Annotated in this window: 21 protein-coding genes; 12 read left to right on the top strand and 9 right to left on the bottom strand. The window is 59.9% G+C overall.

Annotated features, from left to right (window positions below; all coding sequences use genetic code 11):
- Window positions 1-57: 57 nt before the first annotated feature.
- Window positions 58-522 (top strand): helix-turn-helix domain-containing protein, encoded by a 465-nt coding sequence (locus AC07VO_RS25145; RefSeq protein WP_086944974.1) that lies wholly within the window; start codon window positions 58-60, stop codon window positions 520-522.
- Window positions 523-544: 22 nt separating this feature from the next.
- On the opposite strand, the gene AC07VO_RS25150 is transcribed toward AC07VO_RS25145, so the two are convergent.
- Window positions 545-1,369, bottom strand: coding sequence for an alpha/beta fold hydrolase (locus tag AC07VO_RS25150; protein WP_064618763.1), 825 nt, complete (start codon window positions 1,367-1,369; stop codon window positions 545-547).
- A 32-nt stretch (window positions 1,370-1,401) separates the two neighbouring features.
- Window positions 1,402-1,977, bottom strand: coding sequence for a flavodoxin family protein (locus AC07VO_RS25155; protein ID WP_018925548.1), 576 nt, complete (start codon window positions 1,975-1,977; stop codon window positions 1,402-1,404).
- Between the two features lie 343 nt (window positions 1,978-2,320).
- On the opposite strand from AC07VO_RS25155, the gene AC07VO_RS25160 reads away from it, so the two are divergent.
- Complete coding sequence (locus tag AC07VO_RS25160) at window positions 2,321-5,125, top strand: ATP-binding protein (protein WP_192351565.1); 2,805 nt, start codon at window positions 2,321-2,323, stop codon at window positions 5,123-5,125.
- Here AC07VO_RS25160 and AC07VO_RS25165 read toward each other — a convergent pair.
- Window positions 5,090-6,568 carry an ATP-binding protein gene (locus AC07VO_RS25165; protein ID WP_086944976.1) on the bottom strand — a complete coding sequence of 493 codons (1,479 nt, stop codon included), beginning with the start codon at window positions 6,566-6,568 and terminating at the stop codon, window positions 5,090-5,092. The two genes, AC07VO_RS25160 and AC07VO_RS25165, sit on opposite strands and share 36 nt — an antisense overlap.
- Window positions 6,569-6,752: 184 nt before the next feature.
- Entirely contained in the window at window positions 6,753-7,703 is a 951-nt protein-coding gene (locus AC07VO_RS25170) for a GlxA family transcriptional regulator (RefSeq protein WP_018925545.1), read from the bottom strand.
- A 226-nt stretch (window positions 7,704-7,929) separates the two neighbouring features.
- Here AC07VO_RS25170 and AC07VO_RS25175 point away from each other — a divergent pair, with 226 nt between their 5' ends.
- Entirely contained in the window at window positions 7,930-8,652 is a 723-nt protein-coding gene (locus AC07VO_RS25175; protein ID WP_018925544.1) for a pirin family protein, read from the top strand.
- Window positions 8,653-8,823: 171 nt separating this feature from the next.
- Here AC07VO_RS25175 and AC07VO_RS25180 read toward each other — a convergent pair whose 3' ends face one another.
- The 4 genes from AC07VO_RS25180 to AC07VO_RS25195 all read right to left on the bottom strand — a co-directional run bounded on the left by AC07VO_RS25180 (window position 8,824) and on the right by AC07VO_RS25195 (window position 11,528).
- Window positions 8,824-9,642 carry a helix-turn-helix transcriptional regulator gene (locus tag AC07VO_RS25180; RefSeq protein WP_086944977.1) on the bottom strand — a complete coding sequence of 273 codons (819 nt, stop codon included), beginning with the start codon at window positions 9,640-9,642 and terminating at the stop codon, window positions 8,824-8,826.
- Window positions 9,643-9,647: 5 nt separating this feature from the next.
- Entirely contained in the window at window positions 9,648-10,187 is a 540-nt protein-coding gene (locus AC07VO_RS25185) for a kinase inhibitor (protein ID WP_086944978.1), read from the bottom strand.
- A gap of 122 nt (window positions 10,188-10,309) precedes the next feature.
- Window positions 10,310-10,903 (bottom strand): NUDIX domain-containing protein, encoded by a 594-nt coding sequence (locus AC07VO_RS25190; RefSeq protein ID WP_018925541.1) that lies wholly within the window; start codon window positions 10,901-10,903, stop codon window positions 10,310-10,312.
- Window positions 10,904-11,090: 187 nt separating this feature from the next.
- On the bottom strand, window positions 11,091-11,528 hold the full coding sequence (locus AC07VO_RS25195; RefSeq protein WP_018925540.1) for a hemerythrin domain-containing protein: 438 nt from the start codon (window positions 11,526-11,528) through the stop codon (window positions 11,091-11,093).
- A 121-nt stretch (window positions 11,529-11,649) separates the two neighbouring features.
- On the opposite strand from AC07VO_RS25195, the gene AC07VO_RS25200 reads away from it, so the two are divergent.
- The gene (locus tag AC07VO_RS25200) at window positions 11,650-12,075 is read left to right on the top strand and encodes a GNAT family N-acetyltransferase (protein WP_064618773.1); all 426 of its coding nucleotides are present in this window, start codon (window positions 11,650-11,652) and stop codon (window positions 12,073-12,075) included.
- A 61-nt stretch (window positions 12,076-12,136) separates the two neighbouring features.
- Here the strand turns inward: AC07VO_RS25200 and AC07VO_RS25205 are convergent, their stop codons facing one another.
- The gene (locus AC07VO_RS25205) at window positions 12,137-12,487 is read right to left on the bottom strand and encodes a hypothetical protein (RefSeq protein ID WP_086944979.1); all 351 of its coding nucleotides are present in this window, start codon (window positions 12,485-12,487) and stop codon (window positions 12,137-12,139) included.
- A gap of 147 nt (window positions 12,488-12,634) precedes the next feature.
- Here AC07VO_RS25205 and AC07VO_RS25210 point away from each other — a divergent pair, with 147 nt between their 5' ends.
- The 8 genes from AC07VO_RS25210 (at window position 12,635) to AC07VO_RS25245 (ending at window position 16,801) form a co-directional block, all read left to right on the top strand.
- Window positions 12,635-12,883 (top strand): hypothetical protein, encoded by a 249-nt coding sequence (locus AC07VO_RS25210; RefSeq protein WP_007941139.1) that lies wholly within the window; start codon window positions 12,635-12,637, stop codon window positions 12,881-12,883.
- A gap of 18 nt (window positions 12,884-12,901) precedes the next feature.
- Window positions 12,902-13,231 carry a DUF6388 family protein gene (locus AC07VO_RS25215; protein ID WP_086944980.1) on the top strand — a complete coding sequence of 110 codons (330 nt, stop codon included), beginning with the start codon at window positions 12,902-12,904 and terminating at the stop codon, window positions 13,229-13,231.
- Window positions 13,232-13,329: 98 nt separating this feature from the next.
- The gene (tusD, locus tag AC07VO_RS25220; RefSeq protein ID WP_026345734.1) at window positions 13,330-13,722 is read left to right on the top strand and encodes a sulfurtransferase complex subunit TusD; all 393 of its coding nucleotides are present in this window, start codon (window positions 13,330-13,332) and stop codon (window positions 13,720-13,722) included.
- Between the two features lies 1 nt (window position 13,723).
- Complete coding sequence (tusC, locus tag AC07VO_RS25225; RefSeq protein WP_018925536.1) at window positions 13,724-14,086, top strand: sulfurtransferase complex subunit TusC; 363 nt, start codon at window positions 13,724-13,726, stop codon at window positions 14,084-14,086.
- Window positions 14,086-14,379, top strand: a complete 294-nt coding sequence (gene tusB / locus AC07VO_RS25230) for a sulfurtransferase complex subunit TusB (RefSeq protein ID WP_086944981.1) — start codon at window positions 14,086-14,088, stop codon at window positions 14,377-14,379. The genes tusC and tusB overlap by 1 nt, the downstream gene beginning before the upstream one ends.
- On the top strand, window positions 14,376-14,711 hold the full coding sequence (locus AC07VO_RS25235) for a TusE/DsrC/DsvC family sulfur relay protein (protein ID WP_018925534.1): 336 nt from the start codon (window positions 14,376-14,378) through the stop codon (window positions 14,709-14,711). The genes tusB and AC07VO_RS25235 overlap by 4 nt, the downstream gene beginning before the upstream one ends.
- Window positions 14,708-15,709, top strand: coding sequence for a glycosyl transferase family protein (locus tag AC07VO_RS25240; RefSeq protein ID WP_086944982.1), 1,002 nt, complete (start codon window positions 14,708-14,710; stop codon window positions 15,707-15,709). Before AC07VO_RS25235 ends, AC07VO_RS25240 begins: the two co-directional genes overlap by 4 nt.
- A 90-nt stretch (window positions 15,710-15,799) precedes the next feature.
- Entirely contained in the window at window positions 15,800-16,801 is a 1,002-nt protein-coding gene (locus AC07VO_RS25245; protein ID WP_086944983.1) for a glutathione S-transferase family protein, read from the top strand.
- Window positions 16,802-16,812 lie beyond the last annotated feature (11 nt).

Below are 16,812 nucleotides of genomic sequence, written 5' to 3' on the forward strand. Positions count from 1 at the left end.
ACGTGCTGACCCACCGTGCAGTGCATCCGCGCGCGCCCATCGACACGGACATTGGCCATGGCTCTCATTCAGCAAAACGCGATCAAGGCGTGTGCCATTGAAACGCAAAAAAAAACCACGGGGGGCCTTAGCCCCTGGCGCGAAACTCTGGTCAAGCAACTGATCCTCGACCACCTCGACGACACCCTGGAAGTGACCGAACTGGCACGGGTCTGTGCCCTGTCGCGCAGTCATTTTTCCCGTGCGTTCAAATGCAGCACCGGTGTTTCGCCGCAGGACTGGATCCGACAGCAACGCATTGCCCGAGCCAAACAATTGATCCAGAACACCGACCTGACCCTGACGCAAATCAGCCTGGAATGTGGCTTCTGCGACCAGGCGCATTTCTCCCATATCTTCACCCGCAGCGAAGGCATCACACCGTTTGCCTGGCGCTGCCGTGCCATGCGTACTCTTCCCTCTCACAACAGCAAAAGATCGCAGCCTTCGCCAGCGCCTACAGGTGCTCACATGTCCCTGTAGGCGCCGGCGCCTTTGATTTTGATCAGCCCTTGATGAACGCCAGCAGATCTTCGTTGAGTTGATCCTTGTGGGTATCGGTCAGGCCGTGTGGAGCTCCCGGATAGACTTTCAATGTGGAGCCCTTGACCAGTTTTGCCGAGGCGATGCCCGAGGCTTCAATCGGCACCACCTGATCGTCGTCGCCATGCACCACGAGGGTCGGCACGTCGAACTTCTTCAGGTCTTCGGTGAAGTCGGTTTCAGAGAACGCCTTGATGCAGTCGTACGCATTCTTGTGGCCGGAAGCCATGCCCTGCAGCCAGAACCAGTCGATCATGCCTTGCGAAGGTTTGGCACCCGGCCGGTTGAAACCGAAGAACGGACCGCTGGCCAGATCCTTGTACAACTGCGAACGGTCGACCAAAGACGCCTGACGAATACCGTCGAACACTTCCATCGGCAGGCCGCCCGGGTTGGCCTCGGTCTTGAGCATCTGCGGCGGCACCGATGAAATCAGCCCGGCCTTGGCCACGCGTCCAGTACCGTAGCGACCGATGTAGCGCGCCACTTCGCCACCGCCAGTGGAGAAACCGAACAACACAGCGTTTTGCAGATCCAGATGCTCGATCAACTGCGCCAGGTCATCGGCGTAAGTATCCATTTCGTTGCCGAACCATGGCTGGCTCGAACGACCGTGACCACGGCGGTCATGGGCGATGACCCGGTAGCCTTTGGAGGCCAGGAAGATCATCTGCGACTCCCAACTGTCGGCGTTTAACGGCCAACCGTGGCTGAAGACGATCGGCTGACCGGTGCCCCAGTCCTTGTAGTAAATCTCGGTGCCGTCTCGGGTAGTAAAGGTGCTCATTACGACTCTCCTGATGCATGGGTTTACGACGATTAACAAGAGGTTTGAGCCAGGCGTTCGGCCAGGCGCGCCACCCGCTCGCCCAAATGTGCGGCGGTGCGGCGGTCTTCCAGGGGCGGAGCAAATTCGGGGGATTGCTCGACGTTCGATTGGGCCATCGCCCCCAGCGAACTGCCGAGCCGGTTCAACTGCCCGTCGAACAGGCCGAGGCTGCTGCGCGCCGGCAGCAGGTCGAGGCCGACCCAGATCATCGAGTGCTGGGCGGCGAACACCGCCATCTGCAGCAAGGTATTGAGCTTGTCGCCACACAGGCATCCGGAGTTGGTAAACCCGGCAGCGAGCTTGTCGCGCCAGGGCTGGGCCAGGTAGAACGAGGCGGTGGCCTCCATGAAACCCTTGAAGGCTGCCGAGGCGCTGCCCATGTAGGTGGGGGCGCCGAAGATGATTGCATCGGCACGGTGCAAGCGCTCCCAGTGATCGTCCACTTCCTCCACCGGAATCAGCCGACAGGTGCTGCCCAAGTGTCGTTCCACCCCCAGGCCCACGGCTTCGGCCATGACCCGGGTGTGCCCGTAACCACTGTGATAGACCACCACCACGTTGCTCATTCCGGCTCCTCCAGAAGTGTTCGTCCTTTTTGCGGCACGCTTTTTGTTGCACTTTCTGTTGCAAAAAGGCCGATACCTTCGGCTACTTGAAGAAATGGATTTTTGAGCGTAGACCGGATCGGTACGAGTTAAACGTTGTTAATTTTCTGCCGTACACCCATGGCCACGGCGTGCCGTTCACCAGCGCCGAGTCCAATAAATACGGGGCCGCCGGGCACCGACGGCAAGGCCACAGCCGTTGCACCTGCTGCCGAGATGTATGACGCCACGTTGCGCTACCGAAAAAACCTTAGGAATATGCCTGGATACCGCGCGATAGACGGATGCAAGCAGGAGTGACCCGTTGACCCTTACCCCCGAACAGGCCATCCATTTCGGCCCCTACCGGATCTACCCTGGCCAACGCCTGGTGATGGAGGCCGACCAGCCCCTGCGCCTGGGCAGGCAAGCCATGGACATTCTGTTGATGTTGCTGGAGCACGCAGGCCAGGTGGTGAGCAAGCAGCAACTGATCGCGCGGGTCTGGCCCAAAAGCGTAGTGGAAGACACCAACCTGCGCGTGCACATGGCGGCACTGCGCAAAGCCCTCGGTGACGGTCAGGCCGGCCAGCGTTACATCGTCACCGTCGCCCAGCGCGGCTACAGTTTTGTCGCGCCGTTTTCCCTGGAGTCCATCGAACAACATCCCCAAAACGACGCCAATGAACCGGGCGGCCATAACCTGCCGGTGCGCCGGACTCGCATGATCGGCCGTCAGGCCCTGGTCGACAGACTGCTGGCGCAACTCTCACAGCAACGTTTCATCACCCTCGTGGGCCCCGGCGGGATCGGCAAGACGACCGTGGCGCTGCGCGTCGCCGAGCAACTGATCGGTCGCTATCGAGACGGCATTCGCCTGGTGGACCTGGCACCGATCAACTGCCCTTTGATGATCGGCGCGCACCTGGCGACAGCGCTGGGCTTGCCGTTGCATGACGCCGACCCCATGAACGGGCTCGCCACATGCTTGCGCGAACGGCAGATGCTGCTGGTCATCGACAACTGCGAACACCTGATCGATGCCATTGCGTTGCTCAGCGAAAGCATCCTGCGCGCGGCACCCCAAGTGCACATTCTGGCTACCAGTCGCGAAAGCCTGCGGGCCGAAGGCGAATACGTGCAGCGCCTGGAATCACTGGACTGCCCGCCGCCCATCGCCCTGCTCGACCGCGCTCAGGCCCTGACGTTTTCGGCGCTGCAATTGTTTGTCGAGCGGGCGATGGCCAGCCACGACAGCTTCGAACTGAGCGAAGCCGACCTGCCGCTGGCGATTGAAATCTGCCGACGTCTGGACGGCATTCCGTTGGCGATCGAACTGGCGGCGGCGCAAGTTGGCAACCTGGGTTTGAGCGGCTTGCTGTCGCAACTGCAAGACAGCTTTCGCCTGCTCGCCCAAGGCTGCCCGACCACCATGGGCCGCCATCAGACCCTTCGCGCCACGCTGGACTGGAGCTTCGAACTGCTCAATGCCTGCGAGCAGACGTGCCTGCGCCGACTGGGGATATTCCGGGGCGCTTTTACCCTGGAATCGGCGGCTGCCGTGATTGTCGGCCAGTACGTCGAGCCCGATGTGGTGTTTGCCTCGATTACCCAATTGGTGGCCAAGTCATTGCTGAACGTGGAAGTCGGCGATGAAGAAGTGTTCTACCGTCTGCTCGACACCACGCGTGGCTATGCGCTGGAAAAACTCGACCAGGCCCAAGAGCTGGCGGACACCCGAGAGCGCCACGCCGAATGCTGCCTGGCCTTGATGCAGCAGGCGCAAAGTGAATGGGAACACACCCAGAGCGAGCGCTGGACCGAGCGTTACGCCCGCAGCCTGGACGACATTCGTGCAGTCCTGGATTGGGGCTTGAACGCTCAAGGGCCGCAGGCCTTGGCCATCCGTCTCGCCGCGACCTCGGCACCGCTCTGGCAAGAGCTGTCGCTGCTCAAGGAATACGGCGCGTACGTGCGCAAAGCCCTGGCGTTGCTCGAAACGACGCACCAGCCCTGTCCGCGTTTGACCATGAACCTCAAGCTTGCCCTCGGCAGTTCCTGCTACCACACCCAGGGCAATAGCACCGAAGCCGTCGAAGCCTTCGTCAGCGCCAAACACCTGGCCGAACACTGCAACGATATGGCCGGTCAGCTCAAAGCGATTTCCGGGCACCTGGCGGTTGATCTCAGTTGCGGCAACTACCAACTGGCCCTGGAGCAGAGCCGCCAATTCGAGCGGTTGAGGCCGCACGACGACGCGATGACGGCCCTCAGCACCCAACGCTTGCGGGTCCTGGCCCTGCATTTTGCCGGGGATCAGGCACTGGCGCGGGAGAATGCCGAACAGGTCATTCAACGTCTGGCCCAGAGCGGCCAGCTCAACCGCTTCACCCATGGCTTTGGCGTGCAATACGACCAGAGCGTGGCGGCCCTGACGATTCTGGCGCGCATTCTCTGGCTGCAAGGGCTCCCGGAAAAAGCCTGGCATACCGCACGACAGGCGCTCGACATCGCGATGCAAATCAATCATGGCACGTCCATCTGCTACACCCTGGCGCTGTCCGGTTGCCTGATCGCCCACTACAACGGCAACACGCCGGTCGCCCGCGAGCTCCTGGCCTTGCTGCTTGAGCAGGCGAAGAAACACTCGGTGTTGCTGTTCTACACCTGGGCCAAACATTACGCGCAGGTGATCGACGGAACTGATGCGCCCTCATCCCCGCGAACGGACACCGGGTTGGTCAAGGAAATCATGGTCACTCTGGGCAGCCGTTTCATCGATGATGCGTTGCTGGAGCGGGCCGAAAACGGCGCGGCGGGCTGGAGCACGGCAGAAATTCTGCGGGCTCGGGCCGACGCGTTACTGGCGCAGGATTGCCCGAGCAGTGCTGACGCGGCCGAGGCGGTGCTGCTCAAGGCTTTAGCCGTGGCAAAAAACCAGGGAGCGCTGGCCTGGGAACTGCGCAGTGCGACATCGCTGGCCCAGTTGTGGCAGCGTCAGGGCCACTTCCGGCAAGCCCATGAGCTGCTGGCGCCGATTTACCAGCGCTTCACCGAAGGCTTCGCCACACCGGACCTGATCAAAGTCCGGCGGTTACTCGACGAGTTGCAGCACGACCTGCCCGACTGATGTCCCGTGGGCCCGGCTGATGTAGCGCTCATAACGCAGTTCGAAGGCACGCAAGTAACCGCTGTTTTCGAGTTTCTCCAGGGCGTAGGTGCGCGTGGTATTGAGGAAACGGTAGCGCGTCACGCCGCTGCCCTGCTCCACCGACAGCAGCGATTTATTCGCCAGACTCTCCACCACGTTAACCAGGCTTGCGGGCAGTAACATCGCGCCACTGACCACGCCAATCGCTGCGTCCAGGGAGAACGCCATCTTGAACACCGCCAGCCGCTGCAACACGATCTGTTCCAACGGGCTCAGCCGTTCATAGCTCCAGTCCAGTGCGGCTTTGAGATTCTGATGCCGTGGCACGGCGGTGCGTCGACCTTGGCTCAACAGCTGAAAACAGTTGCCCAGTTGCGCTTGCAACCCCACCAGCGCCAATGCATCGATCTGCGCCGCCGCCAGCTCAATGGCCAGGGGCAAGCCATCCAGCCGACGACAGATTTCACGCACAGCCTTCAGATCCTGTTGACGCAAGGCAAACCCTTGCTGACGGGCTCGGGCGCGGCTGACCAACAGCTGCACCGCTGAATACCCCATGGCCTCGTCCACGCTATAAATCACCGAGGCTGGCGGCACCGTCAGGGGCGGTAACCGCAGCAGCGTTTCCCCCGCTGCTCGCAGCGGTTCGCGACTGGTGGCGAGGATCGACAGTCGAGGTGCCGAGGCCAACAGATCGTCCACCACTGTCCTGCAACGTTCGAGCAGGTGTTCGCAGTTGTCGAGCACCACCAAGGCATGCCGTTGCGCCAACGCCTTTGCGCCAATGTCCAGTTCCAGCGTGCGCGACAGATGATCGACAAGCTGCGACGGGTCATCGATGGCCGCCAGGTCAACCATCCAGACACCATCCCGATAGTGCTGCAACAGCAACTCGGCCACGCGCAACGCCACGGTGGTCTTGCCGATACCAGCAGGGCCGATCAGGGTCATGAAGCGTCGAACCGGCAACTGCCGAACCACGCTGCCGACGATCGAGTCGCGACCGGTCACCGGTGTGAGCCGCGCAGGCAAGTTGTGTTGAGGCTTGTGCACGGTTTCGACCAGCACCGGCGTGCCCGCCCGATCGTGCTGCACCGGGGCGATGAAGCTATAACCGCGCTGGGGAATATTAACGATATAAGGCTGCCCGTTCGGCCCATCGCCGAGCGCTCGACGCAGGGCGGCGATGTGGACGCGTAAGTTGATTTCCTCGACCACCGAGGTCGGCCATACGTGGGCAATCAGCGCCTCTTTGCTGACCACCGCACCAGCGTGCTCAACCAGCACCTGCAAAATGTCCAGGGCTCGCCCGCCCATGCGCAGCGGCCGATTACCGTCCAGGATCAACCGCTGATGCAAGTGGAATGCGTAGGGCCCGAACCGCAGCACCGTGTCACTGTTTATCTCTCTGAGGTTGTTCATGCACGTTCATATGCTGAAAACCTGGCTCGGCTCAAGGAACTGCAAGCTCCATCGATCCCGCCCATCCAGGCTCCGCACCTCCCAAAAAAGAGTTCACGGGTATCTTGGCAGGCATGGTTGACGGTACAACGGCCATGGGAGGAGCGTCACGGTCATCGCGGTGCGCACGACGGACAACAGCGCGTTAACTGAACTGCTCGCGGTACTGGGTGGGGGTCAGGCCGAGCTTTTCACTGAAAAGAAATCGCATGTGCCGCACGCTGCCGAAGCCACTTTTATAGGCTACGGTCTTGAGCGGCAGCTCGCTGGTTTCCAACAGATTCCTGGCGTGATCGATGCGCGCGCTTTGCAGAAACTCCATCGGCGTCATATTCACTTCCCGGGTGAAAACCCTGGCGAAGTGCCGCGCACTCATGTTCACCAGACTGGCCATACGCTCGATACCGAACGCTTCGTCGAGGTGTTCGAGCACATGGTTCTGAACCCGGGTGACTGGCGTTTCCTGGGGGCCCACCGCGGCCATCAACGGACTGAACTGCGCCTGCCCGCCTTGGCGCTTCATCACCACCAGCAGCACTTTGGCCACATCCTGGGCGACTTTCTTGCCGTGGTCCTGGGCAACCACCGCCAGCGCCAGGTCGATACCGGCGGTGACACCGCCGGAAGTGATGAGGTTGCGGTCCTGCACGAAAATCTGATCGGTCTCGACGACAGCCTTGGGGAAGCCTTTGATCAGTCGTTCGGTGTAATGCCAGTGAGTGGTCACGCGAAAGCCGTCCAGCAATCCGGCATGCCCGAGCACGAACGCGCCGGTGCAGATCGACCCGTATCGGTCAGCACGGCTGATGGCTCCCCGAAGCCAGTCGAGCAGCGGCGGATACTTTTCGTTGTAGGCCCCCGGCCCGCCTGGCACCAGCAACAGGTCATAGTGCTCGTTAGCCTGATCGATGTGCAGATCCGCCAGTACGCTCACGCCGTTGGAGGCCCGCAATGCGCCCTGCACGGTGCCGATGGTCAACAGCTCGTATCGGTCCGCCGGTTGCAGATAACGATTGGCGATGGAAAACACTTCCATGGGGCCGGCCATGTCGAGCAGGAGAAAGTCTGGGAACAACACCATTGCCACGGTTTTCATGGGTTCAAGGTCACTAATAGAGAACTGTTCAATACCATTGCGCCGCCCACGGGTCTGGCGCCCGACATTATGGCCACATGTAACAACAAGCATACATGAACCCGTTCACACAACTGTCAACCTATGCGAGACAGTATTTCAATTTTCATCTACTTACTGCACTTTAAGGTAAACATTAACCTTCTCCTCACTCGGACGAATTCACGTCCTGACAGGAGATTTCATCATGCTGACCCTTCGCAAAGCTTCGGATCGCGGTGCGGCCAATCACGGTTGGTTGAAGTCGTTCCATACCTTTTCCTTTGCCAACTACCGCAACCCACGGGAACAGGGCTTTTCCGACCTGTTGGTGATCAACGACGACCGCGTAGCCGCAGGCAAAGGCTTTGGACAGCACCCTCATCGCGACATGGAGATTTTCTCCTACGTGCTCGAAGGCGCGCTGGAACACAAGGACACGCTGGGCACCGGTTCGGTGATCCGCCCTGGCGACGTGCAACTGATGAGTGCCGGCAGTGGCGTGGCGCACAGTGAATACAACCACTCATCGACACGCCCGGTGCACTTCCTGCAAATCTGGATCGTGCCTGACGTCAGCGGCGCCAAACCGCGTTATCAGCAAGAGCATTTCAGCACCCAGAAAAAACGCGGCCGCTTGCAGTTGATCATCTCCCCCGATGGGGCCAAGGGCTCGTTGAAAGTCCGGCAGGATGCGCGGGTGTATGCCGGCCTGATCGACGGCAAGGAAAGCGCCACGCTGGAACTGGCTGCCGATCGCTACGCCTATGTGCATGTGGCGCGGGGCAGTGTCGAGCTGAACGGCCTGCAGCTGCAGGAAGGCGACGGCGTACGGGTTCGCAAAGAACAGGTGCTGACCTTGAGCAATGGCGTGGATGCCGAGGTACTGGTGTTTGATTTACGGCCGCAGGAATTGCCGGAAATGCCGTGATCCCATTGTTCAACGCCCGCAAAAAAACGGCCTGATCAAGGCCGTTTTTTGGCCGCGACAAAAATCCTGTAGGAGCGAGGCTTGCCCGCGAAGAACGATGACGTGTAATACCTGAAAAACCGCGGCGCATTCTTCGCGGGCAAGCCTCGCTCCTACAGGCCACAGGAATACCTAAATCGCCGCGCGCAATTCCCGTGGCGACAGACCGTAATGTGAGCGAAAGCGCACGGCAAAACGTGAGGCCGAGGCGTAGCCGCTGGCACCGGCAATTTCACCGATGGGCCGGGAAGTGGTTTGCAACCATTGCAACGCGGTCGCCAGTCGAACGCTTTCCAGAATATTCCTGAAGCTGCTCCCCTCATTGGCCAGTTGGCGACGCAAAGTCGACTCACCGAGATTCAGGTGTTGAGCGACGCTCGCAACCGTCCAGTCGCTCTCAGGGCTGCCCATCAGCAACTGCTGCACACGCTCGCACAGTGGATCATTGCGATCCATCAGCAGCGGTCCGGCCTGGCCATTGAGGCCCAGGCTGAGCAGAACCGCTTCCCCATAGTGGGTGCGTAATGCATCCGGCGCGTTGGCATTGATGGCGGCCAGTAATTGATCCCATGCCTGCGTCGTGTGCCTGTCCAGAGGAACACACAGATCTGTCTTCGGGGCACGGTGACCATTCATGATCTGCCGGCCATATCGGCTGCTGAAGTTGCGCAGTGTCGAACCGGGAAAGGTCACGACATCGGCGATGTAGTGACCGTGAAGACCGGGGAAGTTCGAGATACCAAGCTCACGCCCGGCCGGCAACAGAATCAGATGTTGCGGCCCTGCGCGCATCTCCCGGTCATCCCATTGCAACAGTTTTTCCCCCTGTCGCACTCGACACAAGGCAGTCGCGAAGATCGGCACCCGTTGCAAGGTATGAGGCTGCCGCGCCCGGATGACACACGCATCGATAATGTTTTCCCGGTGCTGGATGCCGTCACAAGGGCGCATCGTTCTTAACGTCCGTAAGTTGAAGTGATGGTCGCTTTGGCCAAGGCGTTGGCATTGAGCATATAGCCTACCAAGGCTCCGCTGGCCTGGCTGTCGAGTGGCAACTTGTCGACTTTCAACGCCCATACAGTGAATTGATAGCGATGGGGCTTATCCCCCACAGGAGGGCACGCTCCGCCAAATCCCGGTTGGCCATAATCGGTTCGTCCTTGTACGGCTCCGGCAGGCAGGTTCGAACCGACCCCGCTTGGCAGACTTTTGGTTGAAGCCGGTAAGTTGACCACTGTCCAATGCCACCAGCCGCTGCCGGTCGGCGCATCAGGATCGTAGACCGTGATCGCGTAACTTTTAGTCTCCGCCGGGGCGTTGGACCAGGACAGTTGCGGAGACGTATTTCCCCCTTCGCAACCGAAGCCCTGGAACACCTCGCGACTGGTCAGCGGGTGATTTTCAGCGATATCCTGGCTTGTCAGCGAGAAGTCGGCTGCGTGCCCTGTGAGGACGACCCCCATGGACAATGCGGATAGGATAATTCGGATGTTCATCGTGACCTCATCGGTGTCTTGGCGTGAAGCACGAGTCTAGAGAGAGCAAAGGCTGATTACTGTGCCGAAACGCTCGACCATTGTGCCTGAACGCTCTCTCGATCCAGGCACACCCCGCCGACTCAGACCGGTCCGAAAATGTCCTTCATCGCCGCATACTGCAGCAGCATGATGGTCTTGGCATCGCAGATCTCCCCGCGATAAAACGCCTCAAGGGCGTCGTCGAATTTCCACTCCAGCACTTCCAGTTCTTCGGTTTCGTCTTCCAGCCCACCGCCCTCGCTGACTTTCGAAGAGGCGTCGTACTCGGCAATAAAGAAATGCAGTTTCTCCGTGACCGAACCGGGGCTCATGTAGGACTCGAACACCTTCTGCACATGGTGGACGCGATAGCCGGTTTCTTCCTCAGCTTCAGCGCGAATGCGCTCTTCAGGCGCAGCGCCTTCCAGCAGCCCCGCCGCCACTTCAATCAACAAACCATCATGGCCGTTGACGAACACCGGCAACCGGAACTGGCGAGTCAGCACGACGGTTTTCTTCTCGCGGTTGAACAGCAGAATCGCCGCGCCGTTGCCACGGTCGTAGACCTCGCGGCTCTGGCGCTGCCAGTCGCCGTTGTTGCGCAGGTAATCGAACGTGATTTTCTTCAGCAGATACCAGTTGTGGGACAACACCTGAGACTCGATGATGTTGACCCGCTCGGCTGTGTTCGACATGACAATCCATCCCTATTTTCGTCAGAAGACGTCCATGTTAGGCGAAAACAGAAAAGCCCGGCATGGTTGCCGGGCTTCTTTTTTTCTAACGCTCTGTCCAATCCTTCAGAACGGATTCAGAGGGTCGGTGTTACTTGAAATCCAATTGGCCTACACGCCAAAGCAACAAATGATTGCGTGCTTCAGGTCAGGGCAACTGCGCCTTATATTCTTTCTGGTACTGCCCGGCGAGTGATTCCTTTTGCTTGTTGTCGAGCAGTTTGCCGGCCATTTGAAAGAACTTCTGCTCTTCCTCTTTCAGGTGGTGATGGACCTTTTCCGAGAGCTTTTTGGCAGTGATCAGCCAAGCGGCGCTGGACATCTCAGTCTCGTCCAGTTCCTCCATCATTTCGTCCATTTCATGGTGTTCGGAAATGGCGTGGCGACTCAGGTCCATGCCATTGTCGAATGCCATCAACGGGATGTAGAAATGGCGTTCTTCGGCCGTTGCGTGGGCGTGCAGTTCGGCTTTGAGCTGTTTGTAAGCCTCTAGCCGTTCTGGGGTGTCGCCGTGGGTCTTGATCAGGGCGACGGCATAGCTACGCTGGCGATCATGGCTTTCGCGCAAGGCTTCAAAGATATCCACGGGCGGTCCTCATGGGTGCATTGCGAATGACATTATTGAGGCTAGACCTCCCGGCGCACCCGGGAGTTCCAAACAAACTGCGATCGCGATAGGCTCCCTCTTTGCCATATGGATGTAGCCCATGACCCTGCGAATTGAACTGTCGACAAACGCCACTCAGGAAGAGCGCGAAGCAATCCTCACACCGCTGCGCGCCTACAACGCCTCAAAGGCCGGGCCCACGGTGTCAGAGCAGATTGCCTTGCTGGTGCGCGATGACAACGACGAGATTCTCGGCGGGCTTTATGGCCGGGTGTTTTACCAATGGTTTTTCATTGAGTTGTTGTCGGTGCCGGACCAGGCACGGGGCCAAGGGCTGGGCTCGAAGCTGATGCAGATGGCCGAAGACCTGGCGCGGGAGAAAGAGTGCATCGGGATCTGGCTGGACACCTTCGACTTCCAGGCGCCGGAGTTCTACAAAAAACACGGCTTCAGCGAACTGGGGCAGATTGCCGATTATCCGCCAGGCCATAAGCGTTTCTTTTTCCAGAAGCGTTTGATTGATTAAAACGCAAACGTTGTGGGAGCGAGCCTGCTCGCTCCCACAGGGGGACTGCCTCATAAACCTCTTACAGGCAGGTCGCCAACGCCGCCAAACGACGCTTGGCAACAAAATCATCATGCTGGGCGTAGTAGCTCAAGGCCGTGCCTGAAGCATCGCTGGTCACGTCCACGAAAGATTCGGCCGAACGGGTGTAGACCGTCGAGCCGCCCTTCTTGCCCGGCTGCAAATACGCACCGGCATCGACGCCGAACACCGCCTCGTCCTGCCAGGCAAACTGCACGCACTGGGCGACGACTTTTTCCGGTTTGTCCGAGGTCAGGGTTTTGTACGGGGTTTTGCTGCGGGCATCGTTCATCGCCGATCCGGCGCAGCCCGCCAGCAAGGTTGCGGCCAGCGCCACCATCAGAATTCGCATTGCGTTCGCTCATCAGGAAAAAGCGGACTGTACCACCGCGGCGCGGCGTATCGTTCTGCTTTACTTCATTTATACCGCGACACCGCGCAACGATTCGCGCACCCTGTCGCGCCGATAGCCTCGCATCGCCCACTTTTCAGGAAAGCCATGACACCCAACGCCGAGTTCTACAAACCCTCCACCGACTACGCCGACAAGCTGATCAGCCAGATCGGCCAGACGCCGGCCTGGATCGCCAAGCGAATTGGCGTCACCGACAAGCGGATTCGTTACATTCTCGACGGCGAAAGAACCGTCAAAGGCGAAACCACGCCAATCCAGATGACCTACACCGAGCAGTTTGCCCTTGAGTGTCTGGCCGCGGCTGCCAAGGCGAGTAAAAAGCAGTCTTCGTAATCCCCTCAAGGAGTGACCATGGCGGCAACCGAACAGCAACACGAACAGGCGCTGAGAAAATTTCTCGATGAACGCCCTGAGCTGCGCCTCGAACTGGACAACCTCAACCCACTCTTGGCCCAGGCCAAAGGCGAGACAGTGGCGCAGTACCGCGACGAACGCTTGCATGAAGCGTTCGAAGCCGAGGCCGAGCGCCTGGGTTTGTTTGCCTGGGAGCTGACACTGCAACTGACCACCGCCACGCCCGAGGAATATCAGGCCCAACGCATGGAAGTGCACAAGGAAGTTGCAAAGATGGCCGGCATGGACTGGCTTGAGTATTGCGAGTTGTACGGGCTGACCAAATAATCCTCGCGATGGCAGCGACTCGGTCTGCGAGTAAACGCCCTTCGCCGCCCTGCCGATAAAGCTTTATCATGGCCGCAGTTTTGCTGATCGAGTCCGTCATGAAATTCGCCATTGCGCTGTTTTCCGCCGCCCATGCGCCCTCCTCGCGCCGTGCCTTGCTGTTCGCCCAGGCCGCGCTGGCCGGCGGGCATGAGATTGTCCGGCTGTTTTTCTATCAGGATGGCGTCTACAACGCGTCCGGCAGTGTGGTCACGCCTCAGGATGAGCAGGACTTGCCCAAGCAATGGCGCACCTTTGTCAGCGAGCATCAACTCGATGGCGTGGTCTGCATCGCCGCCGCCCTGCGTCGTGGCGTGCTGAACGAGGAAGAAGCCCAGCGCTATCAGCGTGAAGCGGTCGCCGTGGGCGCGCCGTGGGAATTGTCCGGCCTTGGCCAGTTGCATGACGCGGTGCAGGACGCTGACCGTCTGATCTGTTTCGGAGGTGCGTGAGATGGCTAAATCCTTGCTGATTATCAGCCGTCAGGCGCCGTGGTCCGGGCCGAATGCGCGGGAAGCGCTGGACATTGTATTGGCCGGCGGCGCCTTCGATCTGCCGATCGGGCTGCTGTTTCTTGATGACGGCGTGTTCCAACTCGCCGCGAAACAGGACGCCAAGGCATTGCAGCAGAAAGACCTGAGCGCCAACCTGCAAGCCTTGCCGATGTTTGGCGTCGAAGACCTGTTCGTGTGCGCTGAAAGCGTAGCGGCCCGAGGCCTGGACCCCAAAGGTCTGTCGCTTGAAGAAGCCCGGGTACTGAGCGCCCAGGACATCACCGCCCTTATTGACCGTTACGACCAGGTGATCACCCTCTGATGTCGACTTTGCATGTGTTGTCTCATTCCCCTTTCGGCGACGAGCGCCTGGGCAGTTGCCTGCGCGTGATCGGCCCCAACGATGCGCTGCTGCTGAGTGGCGATGCGACCTATGCCCTGCAGCCAGGCACCGCGCCATTCAGCTCTTTGCATGCTCGCAACCTGAAACTGTTCGTACTGGCCGAAGACGCGCAGGCCCGGGCTCTGCAAGTTCCGGACTGGGCCAGTGCCATTGACTACCCGGCCTTCGTCGAACTGTCGATTCACTATGACAAGGTCAACAGTTGGCTATGAAATCCCTGACCGTTGGCGCCCGCGCCATTGAACTGGACAAGGACGGCTTCCTGGTGGAACTGAGCGACTGGTCTACCGAGGTGGCCACCGCCCTCGCCGCCGCCGAAGACATCGAGTTGAGCCCGGAACATTGGGAAATCCTCGAACTGCTGCGCAGTTTCTACGACGAATTCCAGTTGTCCCCGGCCACCCGCCCGCTGATCAAGTACACCGCATTGAAGCTCGGCCCCGACAAGGGCAACAGCCTGCACCTGAACCGACTGTTCAAAGGCACCCCTGCCAAACTCGCCGCAAAACTGGCGGGCCTGCCCAAACCGACGAATTGCTTATGACCGACTATCCAGCGCTGACCCTCGAAACGCCCGCCGAGCACCCGTTCGCCCAATTCGTGCGGATCCTTGGCAAAGGCAAACGCGGCGCCCGCGATCTGACCCGCGAAGAAGCCCGCCAAGCCATGGGCATGGTGCTCGACGACAAGGTCGAGGACACCCAGCTCGGCGCGTTCCTGATGCTGTTGCGGCACAAGGAAGAGAGCGCCGAGGAAATGGCCGGGTTCACCGAAGCCTTGCGTGAACGCCTGAACCCACCGGCGCTGGCGGTCGATCTGGACTGGCCGACGTACGCAGGCAAGAAGCGGCATTTGCCGTGGTATCTGCTGGCGGCCAAGTGCCTGGCGCAGAACGGCGTGCGCATCTTCATGCACGGCGGTGGCGCGCACACGGCGGGGCGGCTGTACAGCGAGCAACTGCTCGAGACGCTGAACATACCGTTGTGCCGCAACTGGCAGCAGGTCGGTGCGGCCCTCGATCAGGGCGGTCTGGCGTTCATGCCATTGGTGGACTGGGCCCCCCAGCTTCAGCGAATGATCGACCTGCGCAACACTCTGGGCCTGCGCTCGCCGATCCATTCCCTGGCGCGGATTCTCAACCCACTGGGCGCCCGTTGTGGCCTGCAAAGCATTTTCCACCCCGGCTACCAGGCGGTGCATCGCGATGCCAGCGGTCTGCTCGGGGACATGGCAATCGTCGTCAAGGGCGATGGCGGCGAGATTGAGATCAACCCGGACGCCGACAGTCACCTGTATGGCACCACCGGCGGCGAAAGCTGGGATGAAGAATGGCCGCAGCTGTCGAGCCAGCGCCACGTCAAACCGGCGAGCCTGGACCCGGAGCACTTGAAAGCCGTATGGCGTGGCGACGTGGTCGACAGCTACCCGCAAATGGCGCTGATCTCGACCATGGCCCTGGCCTTGCGCGGCCTCGGCCAGCCCCGCGAACAAGCCTTCGAAACCGCCCAGCAATATTGGGACGCCCGGGACCGATCGATTTAATCGATCATAACAGCCCAACCTTTGCGCTTTTTGTTCGAACCTATGCGCATAGACTCCTCTCCAACGCTTATAGGTTGAGGAGTCAGGCACATGGGTTTGTTAGTCGAAGGTCGCTGGCAGGATCAGTGGTACCAAAGCAGCAAGGATGGCGCGTTCCAGCGTGAACAGGCGCAGCGTCGCAACTGGCTGACCGCCGATGGCAAGCCAGGCCCGAGCGGCGTCGGTGGTTTTGCCGCCGAGGCCGGTCGCTATCACCTCTATGTGTCCCTCGCCTGCCCGTGGGCCCACCGCACGCTGATCCTGCGCAAACTCAAAGGCCTTGAAAGCCTGATCGACGTGTCGGTGGTCAGCTGGTTGATGCTGGAAAACGGCTGGACCTTCGATAAAAACCTCGGATCGACCGGCGACAAGCTCGATCATTTCAATTTCATGCACCAGCGCTACACCGCCGATACCGCCGACTACACCGGCCGCGTCACCGTGCCGGTGTTGTGGGATAAACAGACCAACCGCATCGTCAGCAATGAATCGGCGGAGATCATCCGCATGTTCAACAGTGCGTTCGATGACTTGACCGGCAATGACCTGGATTTCTACCCGGCACCGCTGCGCAGCGAAATCGACGCCCTGAACGAGCGGATTTATCCAGCAGTGAACAACGGCGTCTATCGCGCCGGGTTTGCCACCTCGCAGCAGGCTTATGAAGAGGCGTTCGATGAGTTGTTTGCCGAGCTGGATCGGCTGGAGCAACTGCTGGGCGCGAACCGTTACCTGACGGGTGAATACCTGACCGAAGCGGATATTCGCCTGTTCACCACGCTGATTCGTTTTGATGCGGTGTATCACGGCCACTTCAAATGCAATCTGCGGCGGATTGCCGATTATCCGAACCTGTCGAACTGGCTACGGGAGATTTATCAGTGGCCCGGGATTGCCGAGACGGTGGATTTCACCCACATCAAGAACCACTACTATGGCAGCCACAAGACCATCAATCCGACCGGGATTGTGCCGAAAGGGCCGGCGCAGGATTTTACCGCGGCCCATGATCGGGGGCGGTTGAGCGGGAAAGGGGTTTGGCGCAAGGCCTGATGTTAATCGTT

Source organism: Pseudomonas sp. GW821-FHT03E01, assembly GCF_059420765.1.